The sequence below is a fragment of the Phocaeicola sp. RTP21198st1_B8_RTP21198_201120 genome, assembly GCF_040929485.1.
Lineage (GTDB): Bacteria > Bacteroidota > Bacteroidia > Bacteroidales > Bacteroidaceae > Phocaeicola > Phocaeicola dorei.
The window spans coordinates 1-340 of the sequence record NZ_JBCOCI010000208.1 but is presented as its reverse complement, the minus strand read 5'-3'; the positions used below and the strand labels follow the sequence as shown (position 1 = coordinate 340).

1 pseudogene is annotated in these 340 nt (G+C 43.2%); it reads right to left on the bottom strand.

Annotated elements, in window-relative coordinates:
- Nucleotides 1-340, bottom strand: a pseudogene (locus AB5935_RS24560) (glycoside hydrolase family 92 protein); the annotation flags it as partial.

Genomic DNA, 340 nt, shown 5'->3' with positions numbered 1-340 from the left:
AAGCCGAACGATATCCTTTTATACTATCATTATTCTCTTTACCTGCCACTTTATATAATTCACCAGTTGTAGGCATCACAAGAAAATTGCCCAAATCACCAAACCATCCCACACCACTCATCTGGGTAAAGGCAAATCCTTCGATTGTCTTATGTTCATCACTGTATCCGGAACCGTTATCACCTCCCGTTATTGTATTAGGACTAACCTGTACCATACCATACGGAGTCGTAGCTCCGGGAAAAGTTTTACCTAATCCGTGATAAACACCGGCAGCCCCTACACTAGTACTGGCACCAATAAACGGGTTTACATAATCAGGCGGAACCAAAGCTTCCGA